General features: G+C 35.2%; 24 protein-coding genes and 4 pseudogenes. 24 read left to right on the forward strand and 4 right to left on the reverse strand.

What is annotated here, in order from left to right:
• The first annotated feature begins 116 nt into the window (after positions 1-116).
• The 3 genes and pseudogenes from ABH960_RS22210 (at position 117) to ABH960_RS22220 (ending at position 2060) form a co-directional block, all read left to right on the forward strand.
• Positions 117-746: pseudogene (locus ABH960_RS22210) on the forward strand (Holliday junction resolvase RecU).
• 244 nt (positions 747-990) lie between these two features.
• On the forward strand, positions 991-1179 hold the full coding sequence (locus tag ABH960_RS22215) for a hypothetical protein (protein WP_404448460.1): 189 nt from the start codon (positions 991-993) through the stop codon (positions 1177-1179).
• Positions 1180-1409: 230 nt separating this feature from the next.
• Entirely contained in the window at positions 1410-2060 is a 651-nt protein-coding gene (locus ABH960_RS22220) for an RpiB/LacA/LacB family sugar-phosphate isomerase (protein ID WP_404448462.1), read from the forward strand.
• On the opposite strand, the pseudogene ABH960_RS22225 reads toward ABH960_RS22220, so the two are convergent.
• A pseudogene (locus tag ABH960_RS22225) lies at positions 2048-2257 on the reverse strand (IS256 family transposase); the annotation flags it as partial. The gene ABH960_RS22220 and the pseudogene ABH960_RS22225 overlap by 13 nt on opposite strands.
• A 34-nt stretch (positions 2258-2291) precedes the next feature.
• Here ABH960_RS22225 and ABH960_RS22230 point away from each other — a divergent pair.
• The 5 genes and pseudogenes from ABH960_RS22230 to ABH960_RS22250 all read left to right on the forward strand — a co-directional run bounded on the left by ABH960_RS22230 (position 2292) and on the right by ABH960_RS22250 (position 4832).
• Positions 2292-2571, forward strand: a pseudogene (locus ABH960_RS22230) (hypothetical protein).
• A 354-nt stretch (positions 2572-2925) separates the two neighbouring features.
• Positions 2926-3111: a hypothetical protein gene (locus ABH960_RS22235; RefSeq protein WP_404448464.1), complete on the forward strand. Its 186-nt coding sequence runs from the start codon at positions 2926-2928 to the stop codon at positions 3109-3111.
• A gap of 237 nt (positions 3112-3348) precedes the next feature.
• The gene (locus tag ABH960_RS22240; RefSeq protein WP_002137395.1) at positions 3349-3537 is read left to right on the forward strand and encodes a hypothetical protein; all 189 of its coding nucleotides are present in this window, start codon (positions 3349-3351) and stop codon (positions 3535-3537) included.
• Positions 3538-3814: 277 nt separating this feature from the next.
• On the forward strand, positions 3815-4399 hold the full coding sequence (locus ABH960_RS22245) for a recombinase family protein (RefSeq protein ID WP_404448466.1): 585 nt from the start codon (positions 3815-3817) through the stop codon (positions 4397-4399).
• Between the two features lie 154 nt (positions 4400-4553).
• Positions 4554-4832 (forward strand): hypothetical protein, encoded by a 279-nt coding sequence (locus ABH960_RS22250; RefSeq protein WP_404448468.1) that lies wholly within the window; start codon positions 4554-4556, stop codon positions 4830-4832.
• Positions 4833-4900: 68 nt separating this feature from the next.
• Here ABH960_RS22250 and ABH960_RS22255 read toward each other — a convergent pair whose 3' ends face one another.
• Positions 4901-5107 carry a hypothetical protein gene (locus tag ABH960_RS22255; RefSeq protein ID WP_404448470.1) on the reverse strand — a complete coding sequence of 69 codons (207 nt, stop codon included), beginning with the start codon at positions 5105-5107 and terminating at the stop codon, positions 4901-4903.
• Positions 5108-5323: 216 nt separating this feature from the next.
• Here ABH960_RS22255 and ABH960_RS22260 point away from each other — a divergent pair, with 216 nt between their 5' ends.
• The 4 genes from ABH960_RS22260 to ABH960_RS22275 all read left to right on the forward strand — a co-directional run bounded on the left by ABH960_RS22260 (position 5324) and on the right by ABH960_RS22275 (position 8152).
• Entirely contained in the window at positions 5324-5518 is a 195-nt protein-coding gene (locus tag ABH960_RS22260; RefSeq protein WP_033708374.1) for a hypothetical protein, read from the forward strand.
• A 98-nt stretch (positions 5519-5616) separates the two neighbouring features.
• Positions 5617-6339: an RNA polymerase sigma factor SigI gene (sigI, locus tag ABH960_RS22265; RefSeq protein ID WP_002099727.1), complete on the forward strand. Its 723-nt coding sequence runs from the start codon at positions 5617-5619 to the stop codon at positions 6337-6339.
• The gene (locus ABH960_RS22270; RefSeq protein WP_404448472.1) at positions 6332-7705 is read left to right on the forward strand and encodes an anti-sigma factor domain-containing protein; all 1374 of its coding nucleotides are present in this window, start codon (positions 6332-6334) and stop codon (positions 7703-7705) included. Before sigI ends, ABH960_RS22270 begins: the two co-directional genes overlap by 8 nt.
• 180 nt (positions 7706-7885) lie before the next feature.
• A complete protein-coding gene (locus ABH960_RS22275) occupies positions 7886-8152 on the forward strand; it encodes an ArsR/SmtB family transcription factor (protein WP_000661861.1) in 267 nt (88 codons plus the stop codon).
• A gap of 246 nt (positions 8153-8398) precedes the next feature.
• Here the strand turns inward: ABH960_RS22275 and ABH960_RS22280 are convergent, their stop codons facing one another.
• Positions 8399-8722 (reverse strand): winged helix-turn-helix transcriptional regulator, encoded by a 324-nt coding sequence (locus ABH960_RS22280; RefSeq protein ID WP_002033301.1) that lies wholly within the window; start codon positions 8720-8722, stop codon positions 8399-8401.
• A gap of 124 nt (positions 8723-8846) precedes the next feature.
• Between ABH960_RS22280 and ABH960_RS22285 the strand changes: the two genes are divergently transcribed.
• The 6 genes and pseudogenes from ABH960_RS22285 to ABH960_RS22310 all read left to right on the forward strand — a co-directional run.
• The gene (locus ABH960_RS22285) at positions 8847-9380 is read left to right on the forward strand and encodes an NAD(P)H-dependent oxidoreductase (RefSeq protein WP_242310998.1); all 534 of its coding nucleotides are present in this window, start codon (positions 8847-8849) and stop codon (positions 9378-9380) included.
• 210 nt (positions 9381-9590) lie between these two features.
• Entirely contained in the window at positions 9591-11093 is a 1503-nt protein-coding gene (locus ABH960_RS22290; RefSeq protein ID WP_098636505.1) for a class I adenylate-forming enzyme family protein, read from the forward strand.
• A 144-nt stretch (positions 11094-11237) separates the two neighbouring features.
• Positions 11238-11801 carry a GNAT family N-acetyltransferase gene (locus ABH960_RS22295; protein WP_404448476.1) on the forward strand — a complete coding sequence of 188 codons (564 nt, stop codon included), beginning with the start codon at positions 11238-11240 and terminating at the stop codon, positions 11799-11801.
• Entirely contained in the window at positions 11798-12502 is a 705-nt protein-coding gene (locus ABH960_RS22300; protein WP_404448478.1) for an SDR family NAD(P)-dependent oxidoreductase, read from the forward strand. The genes ABH960_RS22295 and ABH960_RS22300 overlap by 4 nt, the downstream gene beginning before the upstream one ends.
• The gene (locus tag ABH960_RS22305; protein ID WP_262449137.1) at positions 12499-13275 is read left to right on the forward strand and encodes a GNAT family N-acetyltransferase; all 777 of its coding nucleotides are present in this window, start codon (positions 12499-12501) and stop codon (positions 13273-13275) included. The genes ABH960_RS22300 and ABH960_RS22305 overlap by 4 nt, the downstream gene beginning before the upstream one ends.
• A 22-nt stretch (positions 13276-13297) precedes the next feature.
• A pseudogene (locus ABH960_RS22310) lies at positions 13298-13558 on the forward strand (PhzF family phenazine biosynthesis protein); the annotation flags it as partial.
• A gap of 35 nt (positions 13559-13593) precedes the next feature.
• Here ABH960_RS22310 and ABH960_RS22315 read toward each other — a convergent pair.
• Positions 13594-13803, reverse strand: coding sequence for a hypothetical protein (locus tag ABH960_RS22315; protein WP_404448480.1), 210 nt, complete (start codon positions 13801-13803; stop codon positions 13594-13596).
• An 84-nt stretch (positions 13804-13887) separates the two neighbouring features.
• On the opposite strand from ABH960_RS22315, the gene ABH960_RS22320 reads away from it, so the two are divergent.
• From ABH960_RS22320 to ABH960_RS22345, 6 genes are all read left to right on the forward strand, one after another.
• On the forward strand, positions 13888-14637 hold the full coding sequence (locus ABH960_RS22320; protein ID WP_001027983.1) for a Nif3-like dinuclear metal center hexameric protein: 750 nt from the start codon (positions 13888-13890) through the stop codon (positions 14635-14637).
• A 5-nt stretch (positions 14638-14642) separates the two neighbouring features.
• Positions 14643-15134 (forward strand): NUDIX hydrolase, encoded by a 492-nt coding sequence (locus tag ABH960_RS22325; protein WP_000256577.1) that lies wholly within the window; start codon positions 14643-14645, stop codon positions 15132-15134.
• 110 nt (positions 15135-15244) lie between these two features.
• The gene (locus ABH960_RS22330) at positions 15245-16093 is read left to right on the forward strand and encodes a phosphotransferase family protein (protein ID WP_097811016.1); all 849 of its coding nucleotides are present in this window, start codon (positions 15245-15247) and stop codon (positions 16091-16093) included.
• Between the two features lie 27 nt (positions 16094-16120).
• Complete coding sequence (locus ABH960_RS22335; RefSeq protein ID WP_404448483.1) at positions 16121-16678, forward strand: DUF7010 family protein; 558 nt, start codon at positions 16121-16123, stop codon at positions 16676-16678.
• A gap of 29 nt (positions 16679-16707) precedes the next feature.
• Positions 16708-17532 carry an MBL fold metallo-hydrolase gene (locus ABH960_RS22340; protein ID WP_001058929.1) on the forward strand — a complete coding sequence of 275 codons (825 nt, stop codon included), beginning with the start codon at positions 16708-16710 and terminating at the stop codon, positions 17530-17532.
• A gap of 16 nt (positions 17533-17548) precedes the next feature.
• Complete coding sequence (locus ABH960_RS22345) at positions 17549-18115, forward strand: SGNH/GDSL hydrolase family protein (RefSeq protein ID WP_000855215.1); 567 nt, start codon at positions 17549-17551, stop codon at positions 18113-18115.
• Positions 18116-18592 lie beyond the last annotated feature (477 nt).

An 18592-nucleotide genomic window follows, 5' to 3' on the forward strand; every position in this document is an offset into this window, starting at 1 on the left:
GATAAGATGGGGCGCTGTATGCGATGAAAGTCGCACGTACAGTGCTAAGCGGGGGAAAAGATGGAGATAACTTCAAAGTCTTACCTATCGCAACTAATAGAAAGAGAGGAATAACAATGGGACTCGGAAACCGTGGGATGGCATTTGAAATGCTTATCAATCTAGCGAATGAAATGTATCAAAGAGGGGGAGTGGTGCTTATAAACAAACGTCCGACTCCTGTGAAGGTGTTAAAGAGTAAAGGTGGCCGTGTGCTAAATGGATTCTATGAAGCTAAGAGTACAGTAGACTATGACGGCGTGTATAAGGGACGGACTATAGCATTTGAAGCGAAGTCTACAGAAAATCCTACACGATTTGATTTAAAGAACATTGCGCAGCACCAATTGGATTACCTGGAGAAAGCGGAGAATATGGGAGCGATTTGTTTCTTTCTTATTGAGTTCAATAAGGACAAGTCAGTATTTGTTGTACCACTATCAGTCATCCAATCTTACGTAAGGATGTCACAGCAGTCAAAAGGCAAGAAGTCGATACCAAGAGCAGCTTTTAATATTTACGGGTACTTAGTAGAACAGACGGAACGAGCGCCAGTGAATTGCTTACAATATGTCGATGAAGCAGTAGCTCCAGTTATGTTTGATGGCATGATTCAATTTGATTAGGACCATCAAAAGGTAGCAAATAACATTGAAGCAGTAAAAGAGAAGATGGCCAGCAAGAAACGTAAATCATTAAAGGCTTAATGGATAGCGAAACCATGCAGAGTGGATGGTGGGGGCTACTCTCTATGCACGTTTCCTTTATTCAACAAAGAGATAGTAAAATTTCACACGCCTGATGTGAATATAAAAACCAAAATTCGAAATAGGGGGATTACAGATGGAGCAATTATCATTCTTTCCAAAAATAAATAACGAGGAATATAAGTTAATACAAAAAGCAGTAGTGAAGGTATTGCGAGATTAAAAGGCTCCATCAGTCCGTATGATGAACCAAAGCGAATGTGAAAGTATTCAGTTATTCCCAGAATTACGTGATACGAAGAAGATTAATGATTACAAATACTTACAGATTAGAAGAGAAATAGAACATTCATTGGATATAGAGCAAAGGGAGATGATCGAGCGGAAATATCTAAAGAGTGGTGTAATGAGTGATAAGGCGATAAAGGCTTAAATGATATTAGCTAATGATTGGTATTATTGCCGGAAAAATAATGCAATTATGGCAATTGCAACAGCCTTACGGATTATTTAAAAAAACAAGGAGGGATTGTCAAGAAATCTGTGTAAGTTTTTGAAACGAATACATAGAATAGCAAATATTAAGGCAAGATCGCTTCTGTCTTTTTTATCTTCTTTTGACTTTCGGTTTGTGTGATAATTAAATCGAAAGGTCGTGGAAGAATGAAGATAGCCGTGATACAAGCAAGTACCCAGATTAGCAAAAATAAACTGATTTTTGAAGAGACAAAAAGGGCTGTGGCGAGGCATGGATATGAAGTACTCAATTTTGGTGTTACAGTTGAAGAATCCGAGTTAAGCTATATCCAAGTGTCCTTAGCTGTTGGTCTACTTCTAAATTCAGGTGCAGTTGATTTTGTCGTCACTGGATGTAGTAGCGGTGTTGGTATGTCGATTGCCTGTAATACACTTCCGAATGTCATTAGCGGTTATCTGCCAACTCCAACAGATGCGTTCCTATTTGGTAGGGTAAATAACGGAAACTGTGCATCACTGCCACTTGGATTGAACTTCGGTTGGGCGGGCGAATTAAATCTTCGCTTCACGCTTGAGAAACTATTTGAAGAACCGTTCAATACTGGGTATCCTGAAGAATCCGCCGAACGAAAGAAACGTGATGCAGAACTTTTTAAAGCAATCAAGAGTTTTTCACATCATGGCATCGTTGAGATTCTAAGTCAGCTAGATGGAGCCGTTATTAATCCTGTTCTTCAAAAGCAAGATTTAGTGGAATTCCTCTTGCGAAATGGCACCAACATAGATATATCAAATTATCTTATCGAACAAACGAAGCATTTAAATTACGGTAGGTAAATACTATATTTTTCAATACGTTTGGCGAATTTATCGTTAACCATAAGTTGATTCAACACCATTGACCAATTACGGATATGACCGCCATTCCATTTGTTTTGGAGTTCTTTTACACGTAAATACAGAACCTTGAGTAAGGCGTTTTCGTTCGGGAAAGCGCCTTTTTTCGTTACCTTACGGAAACTTGGATTGATGTTAGTATATTAACTAGTTAAGAATGGGGAAAGAAAAATGAAGATTATATTTGATGTGATTAAAGATGAAAATTTTGATTTTACTTTATTAGAAACAAAATTGCTGAAAACTTTTAAAGAAGTGGATAATGTAGCAATAGTTGAAAAGGTTGAAGATAAAATTTTTGAAAAAAGATGATGTACCAACCCATTTGGCGGAGATTACTATTAATGTTACAGGAAAGAAAATCGGATATAGATCAGTTTCAGCTAGTATATTTATTGTTCTAGAAAGTCTATCAATGAAGCTATTCAATATTAATATTAGTATACATTAAGCATCCAATATGGATGCTTTTTTCTTTGCTATATAGAAATTATACATTAAACATATATTTATAAGCGCTGTTACGACACGCTAAGGAATAGTAATAAAAAGATGAGGCCAATGAAACCGTATAAAAACCAAAAGAATCCTAAGATCGGGAATGTTTTATGAAAATTAAGCATGGTAAACCTCCTTGGGTATATAGAGGATTATAATATATCGTTGGTCTATTTAGAAGAAAAAACATAAATTAGTACACATTAAACGTGAATTTGAACAAAATGGACATTTGGTTTAAATAAGTATATAAATAGGAAGAATCTAATTATTTGGTTCACATTTTAATCCAAGGGGTACAAATTCGATGCGACGTGAAAAGGATTTGTTGAAACAATGGAAGGCGGATTTGCAAGCTATTCAAGAAGAAAAAAGGCTGGAGAAGAAGGCTAAAAATAAGAAATATAGTATTCCTGGTAATGCAGCTGACTTCATGAATGGAAAGAATACTTATCGTAAAGAGAATGGGGTATGGAAGCAAAGAAATAAATAATGTGAGGATAAATGAGTTTGATTAAGTGTATAGCAATTTTCGTAGGCACTGCCGTGATCTGGGTGGCGTCTTGTTTGCTGTTAAGGAAAGATAAGGGGGAAAATAGATTTGAAACTTAAAGATTAGATAATAACATTATTACTTTAAAATGCAGAAAGTAGACTAGTAAACAAGCTGTTTTTGTTTTTTAGCATAGAATATGATGAATCCTAGAGTTAAGAGGAGGTAATTATATTTATGGGATGTAATTGTAATTTCAGACGTTCCCGAGATTGTGATAGATTTTGGGATGATTTAATGTTCTGCAGACGCAGAGATTGTGATGACCGTCGTTGTAGACGTGACCGCGACTGTGATTGTGATGAATGTCGTCGTAAACGTAATCATGATCGTGACTGTGATTGTGATAAGCGTCGAGAATGGTAAATTCCTATTGGAGAGTGCTTTGAAGAAAAGCGCTCTTTTTTGGTACATGGATTTTCTGGTCTGATTTCTTGTTAAGGAAAGATAACAAAACAAATGAACACATCGAATGAAAATAAAGAATGAAACGTCCGCTATGGGTGTACTTATTTAGAATTGCATACGTTCATAATTTAGACATATTTAAAATACTTATCTTATTTTACAACTCTCTTCATGTTCGGAAATTAAATGCTGTTATTAAGCTATAGTTAATTTACGGACAAAGGGGAGAAATAGAATGATTCTTGGATATGCTCGTGTATCGACACAAGATCAGAACTTAGCAAGGCAACTCAAACAATTGAGTGATTATGGATGTGATTATGTGTTTGAAGAAAAAGTTAGCGGGGCTACAACAGACAGACCTGAGTTATTACGCATGTTAGACAATCTGCGTGAAGGTGATGTGATTGTAGTAACTGAATTAGCACGTATTACCAGAAGTACACAAGACTTATTTAAACTTATAGAAACAATTAAAGAAAAAGGCGCTTCTATTAAGTCGTTAAAAGACAATTGGCTTGATACTACAAGCGATAATCCATACAGCACTTTCCTACTCACTGTAATGGCTGGTGTTAATCGGTTAGAACGTGACCTAATTCGAATGCGGCAACGAGAAGGTATTGAACTAGCTAAAGAGCGTGGTGTTTATAAAGGGCGCCCTAAGAAGTACGATGATGATAATCCTAATATGGAACATGCTTTAGATCTGCTTGCAAACCGAAAGGAAAACAAGTTTACAGTAAAGAAGATATGTGAAGTTACAGGTGTAAGCCGCACGGTTCTTTATGAGAGAGCAAAAGAAAAGGGAAGTATGTAGATTTTAAAGTAGCGAATGCGCTGCTTTTTTATTTTATCAAATAAATTGTTCTTGAGTAGAAATGAAAATAGGGGTTTGCCTTAAACATTTATTATTAATCAAGAATATGAGTATAGAAACAGGTCTAAATTCTGTAATGGTGGAGGGGATTGTTATGGACATAACTCAAAGTGTGGTAAGAATAGTGGTTAATGGGAAAGACCTTCCGTTCGCTTCAGTTCAAACCTCTGCATGGAATCATGGACCTGTAAATGATTTAATCGTTTCGACGAATCAGAGAGTGAATGAGCTTTATCAATTCATGTGGTCACAAGTACCAGTTACGATCTCGGTGTATTTTCTTCAAGGGGTGGACTTAATGAGATTCGGTAGGATCGCTGGAATTAATGAACGCGTAACGGGAGAATATATATATCATTTCATTTGGGGATAAGAAGAATTCAAAGTAGCTTAACAGCTGCTTTTTTATTTTGCATAGAAAAAGGAACCATAATAGGCTCCTTAATTTGATTCAGAAGTTGTGTAGTTTTTCTTGATGATATCTTTTATGTTGATAATTAAGGATATAAGGAATCCAGCAGCTAGGATACCTTTTACCCAGTAATATGTATTCCCGGATGTAAATTTATTATAAAAGGAATCGATATTATAATACACTAAGCCTGCTGAAATGACGGTAGAGATTACTAACGTACCAAAACTTTTCATGACGCTGCCCTCTGATTCTGAAATTTTAGACTTTTAATACAATTATACATTTAAATAAAAAGGTTTACAAAGGAATTACCATAAGGAGGAGTTATAACGAGTTTCTTCCAATTGATGGTTTTTATTTTTGAAAAAATAACTATTTTATAAAAAATATTTTTTTGACCCCCATAAAATTATTTATTCCTTCGAATATATATAAGTAGAAGAAAATAAATGAAAGAAAAAGCTAAAATTACCAAAAATATAGCGAAGAGTTATTCAAAGATTGCAGCTAAAATAGAAAAGAGCAAGTGGTATTGCAAAAGAAAACAAGAAAGTAATACAAAATACAGACTTCACTTTAGTACAAGTGGAAAAAATAGTCATATAAAAAAATCGGCCTCGAAAAATATGAGCAATAGCAAGTAGACAACCCCAAAGAAAAGTACTAAGAAAATGTGGTTAAATGGTCACTTGTTTAGTGACCATTTTGCTATTTGAAGCAGAAGGAGGCAGGGAGATTACTAGTGTTGAGTTTAGTAATGAAAATCTTAAAAAAAACGAAAATAGAAGATATCGTATTTAACATACAAAACAACGGTGGAGATAAGGAAGCTTTTATCGTACAGTATCAGCCGTTTATTAGAAAATCAATATCGTCTGTCTGCCGCAGGTACATTACAGAGCAGGATGATGAATATAGCATTGGATTATTTGCATTTAACGAAGCAATTGAACAGTATTCATATAAAAAAGGAAAATCTTTTCTAGCGTTTGCTGATCTTCTTATAAAAAGAGATGTAATTGACTATATACGCAAGGAGTCTAAGCATAATCTTGTCTTTTTAAAAGAAGATAAGCAAGAGGAAATGTTAGAAATGCAAGTGTCGCTTACGGAGTATATGAAAGAGATGGAAAATAGTAACCGTAAGGAGGAAATTCTTCATTTTCAAAGTGTACTAGCTGAGTTTAAAATCACATTTTCAGAGCTTGCTAAGGAATCTCCTAAGCATCGTGATACGCGTGAGCACTTAATAGAAATTGTAAAGATTATTATAAAAGACGAGAAAATGATGGAAGAGCTGTTCCGAAAGAAAAAGTTACCCCTTAAACATATTGAACCACGTGTTAGGGTAAGTCGTAAAACGTTGGAGCGACATCGAAAATACATTATTGCGATGTGTATTATCTTTGCAAACAACTATACATATATTCTGGATTACATAAGAGGGGAGAAGCATGATGAATAAAGGAATTGTGATGGATATAAAGAAACATAACGTAGTTGTTTTAACTCCAAATGGAGAGTTTATTACGTTTAAAAGAAAAGTACACTCTTACATGATTGGAGAGGAAATCTCGTTTAACGAACAAGAGCAAAGAGCACCGCGTTTTTCAATGCCACCTTTCTTAAAGCCTACAACAGTAATTGTTGCTGGTTTTCTATGCGTATTGCTGTTTTTCTACAATCAACCAGAAGAAAAAGTGTTTGCTTATGTCTCAGTTGATATAAATCCAAGTTTAGAGGCGAGCGTAACGGAAGATCTTCGTGTTATAGATTTGCGGGCTTGTAATGATGACGGAAGGCGTATTTTAAAAGAAATGAAAGGGTGGGAAAATAAGCATCTGCAAGATGTGATACGCACTATTATAAAGCAGAGTCAAAATGATAAGTACTTAACGAATGATAAGCAAGTTATGCTAACAGCTGTTACAAAGGACAAGTCGCTAGAACCACAGTTGGAAAAGGCTATGCAGGAATTAAAGAAAGAGTATGAGATAAAACATGTTACAGTCGAATATCAAAGCAGTACGATGCAAATGCGGGAGGATGCCAAGAAAGCAGGGGTTGGAACGGGCGTTTATATAAAACAAGAGAATGAGAAGCAAAAATCGCTTACTCCACCTGCACCTCCTTCTAATCAAGAACAACAAAAGCAATCTTCTGATGCATCATCGGACGCATCTCCTGTAAAAGAAGAAAGCAACGAGAAGAAAGAGCATATAGAACAAAAGCAATCTAAGGAACAACAACCGAAGCAAATAAAAGAAAATAATGGGAATCAGCAAGAGAACAATGGAAGAGGATCACAAGGGAATAATGGAAATGGGCAAGGAAACAACGGCAGAGGGTCCCAAGGAAATAATGGAAATGGGCAAGGAAACAACGGAAGAGAATCACAAGGAAATAATGGAAATGGGCAAGGAAACAACGGAAGAGGGTCACAAGGAAATAATGGAAATGGGCAAGGAAACAACGGAAGAGAGTCACAAGGAAATAATAGAAATGGGCAAGGAAACAACGGAAGAGGGTCCCAAGAGAACAACGGAAGAGAATCGCAAGGGAATAATGGAAATGGGCAAGGGAACAACGGAAGAGAATCGCAAGGGAATAATGGGAATGGTCAAGGGAACAACGGAAGAGAATCGCAAGGGAATAATGGGAATGGTCAAGGGAACAACGGAAGAGAATCGCAAGGGAATAATGGGAATCAGCAAGGGAACAACGGCAGAGGGTCTCAAGGGAATAATGGAAATCAGCAAGAGAACAACGGTAGAGGATCACAAGGAAATAATGGGAATCAGCAAGGGAACAATGGTAGAGGCTCTCAGTAAGGAAAGCTCCTACCACATAATATCGAGTGAAAGAAAAATCTATAGAATATTGAACAGAGGGATTCCTTCCATCTGAAGGAATTTCTTAATATTTTTTAAAATGACGGACATAAAATCGTATATCCTTTCGAATTATATATATGGATATCATTAATAGTTATATAAAAGGAGAGAAAAAATATGAAAGAAATGTATGAAGAAATCACTGAAGTATTAAAGGTGTTGGCGCATCCTGTCCGTTTATCATTAGTAAAAATAATGCTTGCAAAAGGTCCTATTAACGTAACGACAATGTATGAAACATTACAAATGCCTCAAAGTACAATTAGTCAACATTTATCTAAACTAAAAGCTACTAAAGTCGTTACAGGTACTCGGAAAGGATTAGAAATTTATTATGAAGTAACAGATAATCGTACAAAAGCGATATTATTAAGCTTGGCTTAAAGGGTAACTGTTTAGATTTCAAAATTAAGTAAGCAATTCAGCGACTATAATTTTCTTATTAACATTAGTCGTATGTGTTGTTGTTTTTAATTTGTTTAATACATTTCTTTATTAGGGTCTTGCCGTATCACTATCAAGCTAAAGTTTAAATGGATTATAAAAATGAAAGTTTTCTTATTAGGGTCTTTTTGTTAGCTTGATAGTGATGTGCCATTCCCACTAGTATGTAAAGAATTTGGTAGTTTTTTAGTCATGTAATCTTTTGATCTGATGGTCTTTTCCCCATTCAAATAGTTCATCCATAATTTGCATTAAAGATTTTCCATGTTCGCTTATTGTGTACTCAACCTTTGGTGGTACTTCTTGATATACAGTACGATGGATAATCCCATCAGCCTCAAGTTGCCGAAGTTGCTGTGTGAGAACTTTTTGTGTAATGTTTGGAATTTCTCGTTTTATTTCATTTGTTCGCATTTTTCCATCCGCCAAAACACATAAAATATGAATTTTCCATTTTCCACCGATCACGTCGAGTGTCGTTGCGATTGGGCAATTATCATTTTGATTCATATAACACCTCCAAAGGTACTTTAAGGTTCCTATAGCACTTTAAAGTACGTACTTTTCAATTATATGTGACTCATTCATACTAATACTAAAGCGTTTGAATTATTTATAAGGGGGAAGAAAATATATGAAAACACTTGTAATTGTAGCACATCCTGATATTGAAAAGTCTCGAATTAATAAAAGATGGGTAGAAGAACTTGAGAAATATCCAGATGAAATAACGGTGCATGAATTATATAAAGTGGCACCAAATTGGGAATTTAATATTGAAGAAGAACAAAAGCTGTTAGTAGAGCACGACCGATATATATTCCAATTTCCACTCTACTGGTATAGCTCACCACCATTATTAAAAAAATGGTTCGATGATGTATTAACATATGGATTTGCCTACGGATCAAAAGGGGATAAAGTGAAGGGGAAAGAATTTGGTGTAGCTATTTCTATAGGTGGGTTAGAAAAAGATTATAAAAATAGCGGAATTACAATGGATGAATTAACGAAACCATTCCACGCTACGAGCTTATATACAGGAATGGAATTTATACCATCATTTTATTTATATGGTGCGGAATATGAAATCAGTGATGAAGAGATTGACAAAAGTGCACCTGAGTATGTGAAATATGTGATGAATAAGGAGTATTCTAATATATAAGGAGAAATAGCCATTTACTTGTTAAGTAGATGGCTATTTTTGTTTATCCCGCATTAACCGCCCGTAAGGTGTGGACTAATAATCAGTCGGGATGAACACCTCACATCGACTAAAGATTCACTTCATTTAAATTCACTAAGTTTAATCTTTAGTAAATTAATAGTTAATCTGGTAAAATAAAATCCTAACATATATAAAGGGGAGTTTTACTTGAGAACGATGCGACAATTATTACAAAAAAGAGCAATGCAGTCACCAAATTTGGAAGCGCTTATCGGTGGAGAGAAAAGGTATTCGTTTCAGCAGTATAATGAACGAGTAAATCAGCTTGCACATTATTTGTTACATACCGGTGTGAAAAGAGGGGATCGTATAGGAATTCTATGCAAAAATAATCATCCGTTTCCAAGCGTTATGATGGCAAGCTTAAAAATTGGAGCGGTATTTATTCCGCTTAATCATCAGCTTACTGCTTATGAATTAGAATCGATTGTAAAAGAAGCGAGATTAAAAGTATTAGTTATTGATGATGAATTTAGTGAAGTTGTATTAAAGATTAATGGAGTTAAAGAAATTCCTTATGTAATTGAGACGACAAAAGAAGGGTTTGGCTTATTTGAATTAAAATTAAAGGAACAGCCAATAACAGAGCCGAATGTGGAAGTTCATGAAGATGATGATGCTATTTACTTATTTACTTCAGGAACGACTGGACAGGCAAAAGCATGTGTAATTGGTCATAAAAACTTACACCATTATTTTACTGAAATTGCGGGGCAAAGAGAAATTCCAGCAGGTGAACGCTTTTTATCAGTGCACCCATTGTTTCATATGAGTGGTGTGCTTTCTATTTTAAATTGTATTTATCATGGCGTTACGATGGTCTTTTTAGCTGATTCGAATCCTACTCTTATTTGGGATAAGATTGAAGAAGAGAAAATTACTACGATGCTTGCGTTCCCAGCTGTTTATAGTTACATGCTTGATGAATTAGATAAAAAAGAGCGCAACATTTCGGCCTTTAAAGTAGCGCAAAGTGGTGGTACAAAAGTGCCAGAAACACTCATTCAAAAATATATGGAAAAAGGCATTTATATGGTGCAAGGTTATGGGAGTACAGAAGGTTGGGTAGTAACTTCTTGGCATCCAAATATGGGAAAAGAAAAAATGTCTTCTGTAGGGAAGACTCTGAAACATGTAGAGTTGAAAATTGTTCATCCAGAAACAGGTGATGAGCTAACAACAAATGAAGTTGGAGAAATTCACGTGAAAAGCCCGTACATGTTTAAAGGATATTGGAATAATGAAGAGGCAACAAAGAAGGTAGTAAAAGATAATTGGTTTAACATGGGTGATGCCGGTATGATAGATGATGATGGATTTCTACATATTATGGGAAGATATAAAGACGTTATCGTACGCGGTGGTGACAACGTATATCCAGATCAAGTAGAAGATGTAATTCATGAAATAAATGGCGTTTTAGAAGTTGCAGTAGTTGGGATTCCAAATGACTTTTGGGGGGAGGTTCCAACAGCTTACATTGTAAAGGACATTCAAACGTCTTTAACAGAAGAAGAGATTATTCAGCATTGTAAAGAAAAACTAGCAAGCTATAAAATACCAGAAGTTGTATTTATGGACGAATTACCGAAAAACGCTTTAGGGAAAGTGTTGAAGAGGGAATTAAGGGATGTTTTTCTTGTAAAATAAAAGGTTATTAAATAATGAAGAATCCAGTTATGTAAAAAGCATAACTGGATTTTTGTTTATAAAAAACATAATGATTTACTAGATTTTGTATTTTGTGTAAGATAATAAAGAATATTCAATTAACAATTAAAGGAAGAGATATAAATGAAGCTGCCACTATTACAAGTAGAGACAGAGAGACTGATTATTCGTCCATTTCAAAAAGAGGATTATGAAAGTTGGTTAGATGGATTCAATAAGAGGTTACCATCTCAATATAAATACGATGATGGCTATCATGACATGTCGTCTTCAACGCAAGAATGGTTCACGGAATGGATAAGAGGATTTGATGAGGCGGCACGACGGGATGAAATGTATGTGCTAGGTATTTTTCAGAAAGAAGATGGCGCTAATATTGGAAAGCTAGAACTTATAAAAATTTTACGTATGGACTATCAATGGGCAATGATGGGTTACTCTATTCATAATCAACATTGGAAAAATGGATACGGAGTAGAAAGTGTAATAGCTGCGCTGCCGTTATTTTTTAATGGCCTTCAATTTCATAGAATCGAATTACATATACACATCGATAATGAGCCATCCGTTCGTCTTGCAGAAAGAGCTGGTTTTTCATTTGAATGTATGAGGGAGGCATTTTCTATGGGGAATGGTAAGTGGGCAGATTTTCTTATTTATTATAAAAATAAGGAGACGGATATATGAGGGTACTTATTACAGGTGGAAATCGTGGATTAGGGTTACAGTTAGTGAAAGTGTTTCATGAAAATGGGCATATTGTTTATCCGTTAGCTAGAAGTGAGGTTGCGGTAACTCAATTGAAGAAAATGTTTAGTTCTAGATGTTTTCCTATATTAGCAGACTTATCGATTGATGAGAGTACGGAGCAAATTAAAAACCAGCTGGAGGAATATACAAAGTATATTGATCTAGTTATAAATAACGCTGGAATTACTGGTAAGGAAACCGAGATTTTACGTACAAATTCTGAAGAGTTAATGGAACTATTTAATGTTCATTGCTTAGGGGTTATTCGAGCTGTAAAAGGTACATATGTGGCTTTAACTAAGTCGAATCAACCAAGAATAATAAATGTGTCCTCTCGATTAGGCTCATTGCATAAAATGGCGAACAAAGATTTTCCACAAGGTAAGTTCTCATATTCATATCGAATTGCTAAAGCCGCACAAAATATGTTAACGCTCTGCTTACAACAAGAGTTTGAGAATAAAGGAATTCGTGTAACCGCAATTCACCCTGGAAAATTAAAGACTGACATTGGTGCCTTTGATGCGAATATGACTCCGGCTGAAGGAGCACAAAATATATATGATTGGGTAATAGATTCAAATGAGAAGGTTTCAGGGAAGTTTATTGAGCCGGGTGTAGGTGAAATAAAGTGGTGAAGTACGATCTTACAGTTGTCCAAAATTTATTTGGTCCTTCGAGAAAAGTATTAAATGGTTTACCAAATGCAGTAACGATTGAAGAAATAGAAGAAGATGTTTTTTATAGCGCACAAACTTACAAAGAAAAGGTAAGTAGATTTGAAGAAGTTTGTTTTAACTGGGAGTTAAAAAGAGCGAGTATTGTATTAAACAAAAGGTTTAGTAGTTATAACGCAAGTGTAAAAGTGTTACTTGATGAGGGCTTTGATTTGTACGCGGCAAAGATAGAAGTGTGTAGAGAGTTGAACAATATAGAGGCGCTTGAAAAACAATATACATATCGCTCGATAGAAGAAGGGACATTATCGGAAAGAGAATTCACATGCATTTGGGAGCAATGTATGTTGGAATCAGGAAATCGACCGTCAATTCTGAATGTCGATGAACATCTGCATTCAGTGCAAACAGAGTTAGGTAAAGGTTGGGAAAAGTCATGCATTGTTTTTTATGATAAAAATGAGCCGATTGGTTTGTCCATACCGCATATAGAGCCTGGAACAGAAAGTGAAGGACGTTTATTTTACTTTGGGGTAATGCCTTATTATCGCGGGAAAGGAATTGCTTCCCAACTGCATCTTCAATCTTTACATATGTTAAAGGAAATGGGGGCTACTTATTACATCGGAAGCACACATACTTCAAATGAAAAGATGCAGAGGATATTTTGGAGAAATAATTGTTCGGTGAAAACGGAGATAGAGAGTTATTATAAATTATTTAAAAAGGGTTAGGAGATAGGTAAATGAAGAACATAAACGTATTTCATCACCTTATTCTGGAACGATTGAAGATCCAGTGACAGGAACAGCTTCAGGTGTAATGGGAGCCTACTATGCGACGTATTTGGAGAAAGATTTTGACCATGAACTGGAGTTAATCGTTGAGCAAGGACAGGAAATAAATAAAGATGGTCGTGTAATGGTTTATGTAACGAAAGATGTAGAAAATGATAACTTACAAATTGATATTGCTGGAACAGCGGTGTATGTAAAAGAGTTTGAAATTTCAATATAAAAGAATGAAGCCCAGTATATAACCGGGACTTCTTCTTACCTGTTCAACACTTCAATATACGAAGCATCCCCAGCTGTTCTAATAGTAGAGCGGAAATTATTGTTTTCTAACGTTTCAGCAACTTGTTTTAATTGCTGTGCATCATCATGATGAATGAGTAAACTATCTGCACCACTTTCTTCTATATGAATATGCGCAACATTTCCAATCGCTTCATGTATAGCTTTTAAAAATTCAGGTTTCATATTGTCCTCCTATATGTATGTAACGTCGTTAAATAGTATTTCCTTATTTTTGAAATATAAAAGTAAATGAAAGGAGAAATGAAAATGAATATAACGCAGTTTAAAGAACATATTACATCACTTTTTGAAGAGCACCTTAATAAATACGGTGATGACGAGTATGGCTTCACTCACATTAGTAAAGAGGAATTTCACAAAATAGGTTACACGACAAATTTGACGCTAGAGACAATTGAAGAAGCATATAGAAATGGTGTCGATATGATAGTTACACATCATGCGCCGTGGAGTTTTTTATTCGGTATGGAAGAGGCTTGTATTGAGAAATTAAAAGAATATGAAATGAATCATTTTTGGATTCATTTGCCATTAGATTTCGTAAAGTTTGGCACGTGTACGTCGTTGTTTAATGAAATTGAGATAGATACAATACTGGAGTATTCCACGTATGAGAAAGAAGAGCTACCGGGAATAGGAGAATATAAAGAAGCGATTCCCTTTTCAAATTTAGTTGAAAAACTTGAAGAGAGAATGGAAGAGAAAGTGAAGAGCTGGAAAAATCATGACAGGCCAGTGAAACGGATTGCGATTTTAACGGGTGCAGGGAACAATACAAATTTGATTGAGCGTGCGCTAGAAAAAGGTTGTGATACATACATAACAGGAGAAAAAACATTATATACGGTGCAACATGCAAAATTTAAAAGGATAAATTTAATTGTAGGTAGTCACACATTTACAGAAGTGTTTGGTGTAGAAAGTTTGGCTCGTAAGTTAAAAGAAAGAGATAATTCAATAGAAATTACTAGATTAAATGAAGATCATTTGGAGTGAGGGAAGTGGTAACGATATACGCAAATTATGGGGAATCAAAAGTGAAGTTAACGTGGAAAAAAGATTGTATATTGCCAGAATACGAAAGAATCACGAGTGTTCACGGTTTTTGTTTTCATAATAATAAGGTTTTACTAATAGCCCATGAGCAGCGTGGTTGGGACTTTCCTGGTGGGCATATAGAAGAAGGGGAACTACCAGAAGAATGTTTTAAAAGAGAAGCGTGGGAAGAAGGTTATGTAAAAGGAGAATGTACTTTATTTGGATATATTATCGTTGACCATAGTGATAATCCAAATTGGAATGAAAATAGTCCGTATCCAAAAGTAGGGTATCAGCCGTTCTACCAGATGGAGATTAATGAAGTGCATAAGTTTGACGGTGAGTATGAATCCGATAAAAGGATGTTTGTTAGAGTAGAAGAGAGTGCAGCGCATCATTATAAATGGAATGAATTATATGATGAAATCTTGAAGGAAGCCGTTTTAATAAAATAAAAATTAATTTCTGCAATATTAAGATGTTAGAAGGGATTCTCTTGCGATTGTCAAATAATAGTGAAGCTGTCTTTTGAATTGAGGGAATCTTCAGATGTGAGGGTGAGTGAATGAACATTTCAGTAATCGCTGAACAACTAGTTAATGAGAAGGTTATTTCACATTATCCAAATAGCATAAAAGTGTTGAGCGGAGGAACGACAAGTACTGTATATTTGTTGGATGGAAAATATGTTGTGAAGTCAAATGGATCGGAAGTAATACGTGAAGAAGCTAATTTTCTTTCTTTTTATGAGGGGAATGCGTTATTTTCAAAGCTTTTGTATAAAGAACCTTTACATACATATTTCGTGTATTCTTTCCTTGAAGGTAGTACTTCGTGCGAACAAGGACATAAACGAAGTACGCTTATTACACTTGTAAAAGAAGTTATCAATAAGTATAAATTTGTTCCAGGTGCAGATGGCTGGGGATGGAAAGAAAGTCTGGTTCAATCTTGGAATGAATTTTTAACGGCAAATGTGATGGAAGCTTATGAAAATGTAAGACGTTACATAAGTGAGGAAGAGTATAGAATTGTTCTTAAACTAGCGAATAGTCCAAATAGAGGGACTGGAATAAATCAGCCATTTTTATTACATGGTGATTTCGGGTTTCATAATTTTATATTCCAAGAGAATGAGCTGTATGGAGTAATTGATCCATTACCAGTGCTAGGAGATCCTATATATGATTTAATTTACGCGTTCTGTTCAACTCCAGAAGATGTAACAAAAGAAACGATTGATTATGTGATGAAACAATGTGTATTTCATAAAAACGAACGAGATTTATATGAGGAAATAGTTATAGGTTTATATTTACGTATAGATACATGTATAAGACACCACCCGAAAGATTTAGAAGATTACTTAGTAGCTTGGCGTTATTGGATAGGTGAAATTGAGCTAGCTTTATAGCACAAATATTTTTGGGGAGATAGTGAAATGAACATTTCAGAAGCAAAAAGAGATTTAGCACAAAAAACGAAGAAGGGATTTCCTGTTATAATAGCTGGTCTTTTATTGTGGATTGTAGCGAGCGTAACTGGTGTTCTTCTTTCAGAAAAGCAAGTTGTGTGGGTATATTTAATTGGTATGGGCTGTGTGTTTCCTTTCGGCTTAATGATAGCTGCTTTATTAAAAATTGATATGTTTGCGAAAGGAAATCCGCTAGGGACTTTAGCTGGAGTAATTGGTGGGATAAATGTATTGAATATTCCGTTTGTATTACTTGCATATTTTCAATTTCCGGAGTGGTTACCTTTTGTAGTAGCGATGTTAATAGGTGTTCATTTTTTACCATATGTATGGATTTATGAAAGTAAAAGTTATGGTTTTTTATCAGTAGGAACTGTATTAGTAACGTCAGTATGTGGGATTCTTTTTGCGGAAAAAGGATTTATTGTAATTCCGATGGCAGTTACAGTTGTCTACTTTATTACTCTTATAAGCATATCACTTGAAAATAAAAAAGCAGAAAATGATCAACAAATATCAGCTTAATAAAAAATTAAAGGGATAGGGGAATAACTATGAATAATTTCGTTTGTACAACGTGTGGCGTGCAGTATGCAGCGAGTGTGGAAGAACCGGTAAGTTGTGTTATTTGTGATGAGGAGAGACAATATGTTAATCCGAAAGGGCAGTCATGGACAACTTTAGAAAACTTGAGAACGAGTGATACGTATAAAAATGAAATTATAGAAGAAGAAAATGGACTGTATAGTATTACGACAAAACCAGGATTTGCGATCGGTCAAACGGCATTTGTAGTAAAAACAGAGTCATATCGTTTGTTATGGGATTGTATTACTTATTTAGATGACACGACAATTGAGAAGATAAAAGAGTGGGGCGGATTAGATGCGATTGCACTATCTCATCCGCATTATTATTCAACCCAAGTAGAATGGGCAGAGACATTCGATGTACCAATTTATATACATGAAGACGATAAAGAGTGGGTGATGCGTCCGAGTAGTCGTATTATTTATTGGTCTGGTGAGTCTTTACAATTAGCGGATGGGATTACTGTACATCGTCTCGGGGGGCATTTTAGTGGCGGTTCTGTATTACATTGGGAAGAAGGTAATGATGGGAAAGGTATTTTATTAACAGGTGATATTATTCAAGTTGTAGCGGATGAGCGGTGGGTGAGCTTCATGTACAGCTATCCGAACTTAATTCCACTACCAGCAAGGAAAGTGGAAGAGATGGCAAATCGAGTGAAACCGTTACAATTTAATCGTCTATATAACGCCTTTCACCGAGTAGTAAAAGAAAATGCAAATGAGGCAGTTGAACGTTCTGCGGAAAGATATGTGAAAGCGGTAGAAGGAAAGTTGTTTCATACGTAAAAGGAGTGCTAAATTAATGAAAACGTTAGTATGTTTTGGTGATAGTATTACAGCTGATGAAACATTTTTTGGTGGAACGCCGAGGTTAACACCACGTTTGCAAGAGATGTTTCCAAATTGGAAAGTGGTTAATGCGGGTGTTCCAGGTGATAATACGTTCGATGCGTTACATAGGATTGAAGACGATGTAGTATCATATAAACCAGACTTTGTAACAGTTTTTCTTGGTACGAATGATTCGGTGTTATTTGATCCAGTGCCATTACAATCTTACAAAGAAAATTTAGAGAAAATTGTAAGTGCGATTTCATCAGAAAAAGTATTACTTATTAGTCCTGCACCAGTTGATGAAGCAAGGCAACATAATAGAACGAATGAAGTACTCGGTCAATATGCAAATGTGGTTGAGGAAGTGGCGAAAGAAACAGGAAGTCATTTTCTAAATTTGTACGCTGAAATGATTCAAGAAAAGGATTATAAGAGATTTGTAGAAGATGATGAAAAGGACGGTTTACACTTCGGACCACAAGGTTATGAATATTTAGCGAAGTTAATTTGTGAAAAGTTAAAAGGGATTTTGTAGGAAGCAAAGCGTGGGCGCTTTGCTTTTTTGTTCGCGTATTTCCTCCTACAATGCAGTAGCTTTTATTATGCTAATTATATTTCATAGTAGCACATGTAAGAATGAAATGAATAAAGTGAAATATAATTAGACCTTACCAATTGGGTTATTAAGGGGAGCCCGACTTCGACCTAACTTTTTTGCTCTTGCCAAATTTTGAGGCGGTGCACTCAAATAGCGGGATAAAATGTACTTTAAAGAGGTGGTTAGCCGTAACACTATGAGACATTCGTACAAAAGAAAATGATTTGTTCCGCTAATGGAATGTATCCAAGACTTAACAGTTGATTAATTGAACTGTAAAGTTTAAAATTACAGTATAGTTTTTAGAAGTGAGTTGCTATTTTTTGTGAAAAACAGATAAATTAAATATTCTCGAATGAATAATATAACGTGTATTTCATTCTGAACTGTAATTTTTTTTAATACATTTCAATA

Origin of the sequence: Bacillus sp. RC252 (assembly GCF_044909215.1) — a bacterium.
Lineage (GTDB): Bacteria > Bacillota > Bacilli > Bacillales > Bacillaceae_G > Bacillus_A > Bacillus_A mycoides.